This window comes from Nodosilinea sp. AN01ver1 (genome assembly GCF_050565655.1).
Lineage (GTDB): Bacteria > Cyanobacteriota > Cyanobacteriia > Phormidesmidales > Phormidesmidaceae > Nodosilinea.
This window is the reverse complement of sequence record NZ_JBNXVS010000141.1, coordinates 1-832: the sequence shown is the minus strand read 5'-3', so window position 1 is coordinate 832 and position 832 is coordinate 1. Positions and strand designations below refer to the sequence as shown.

1 protein-coding gene and 1 pseudogene are annotated in these 832 nt (G+C 47.5%); both read right to left on the bottom strand.

Going from position 1 to position 832, the window contains the following annotated elements; translation table 11 throughout:
• Positions 1 to 106 precede the first annotated feature (106 nt).
• Positions 107 to 250, bottom strand: coding sequence for an element excision factor XisI family protein (locus tag ACQ4N7_RS30335; RefSeq protein ID WP_430715139.1), 144 nt, complete (start codon positions 248 to 250; stop codon positions 107 to 109).
• Positions 238 to 655 (bottom strand): annotated as a pseudogene (locus ACQ4N7_RS30330) (XisH family protein). Before ACQ4N7_RS30330 ends, ACQ4N7_RS30335 begins: the two are co-directional and overlap by 13 nt.
• Positions 656 to 832 lie beyond the last annotated feature (177 nt).

The window sequence follows — 832 nt, the reverse complement described above, 5'->3', positions numbered from 1 at the left end:
CGTAGGGACCGCCCAGCAGGTCAGCAACCTCTCGGAAGAACGCAGCAAAATCATTCGCCTCATGGGCTTTCCAGCCTGCCGCTACTATCTCCTTAATTAACCCCTGTCAACCCGCGGAATGTCGGTGGTAATGGTCACGCGTTGTATCAAACACCAGTAGATTATCGACCTCTTCTTCCTGAGTTTTGAACTGGCTATGCTGTTCTAACAGCTCTTGAATACAGGTTCGAAAGTGCTCTAACTTATCCATCTGACAATCTCCTCTGAGACTGGGTTATAGACGATGAGCTTAAGCTGGTAACGCTCCACAGCCGTTTGAGCAAAGCGGCTCTGAAAAAATTGCCTCGTAGGTGTCTATCGGTACAGCCAGATAAAGCTCACCCTCAGGCTCTTTAACCTCTAGCATAATTCTGTAATTCAAAAACTGCCCCAAAGCAGTGTGAAAATCGCTAACCGGAGATGGGCTAATAAAGCTTTTAATCTCTACAGCAATTTTTTCTTCGCCTCGTTCAGCCGCAATCAGTCGCTCAGCCGCCAAATCAATCTTAACTTTGACTTCTTCCCATTCCAGCTCTAGAGGATCGTTAGAAATCCGCCACTGATCTTTCTCAAGACCATGCCTCACCGCTGTATGGAAGAGATCTCTTGCTGCCATGAACGTCGATGTGCAGAGCTGCGCTAGAGGGGTGCATCCCAGTTATGTAACCCTCACCCTAAATCCCTCTGCCCCTTATATCCTACTAAGTACACATAAGTCATGTTGTAGTAGGATGCGGCAGTAATCATGGGGCAATCGCCGTGAAGAATCCTATTATGATTCACGCTGAAACGT

Excerpts from the sequence above, each read along its gene's own strand:
- ACQ4N7_RS30335 (WP_430715139.1), bottom strand. The coding sequence starts at position 250 with ATGGATAAGTTAGAGCACTTTCGAACCTGTATTCAAGAGCTGTTAGAA.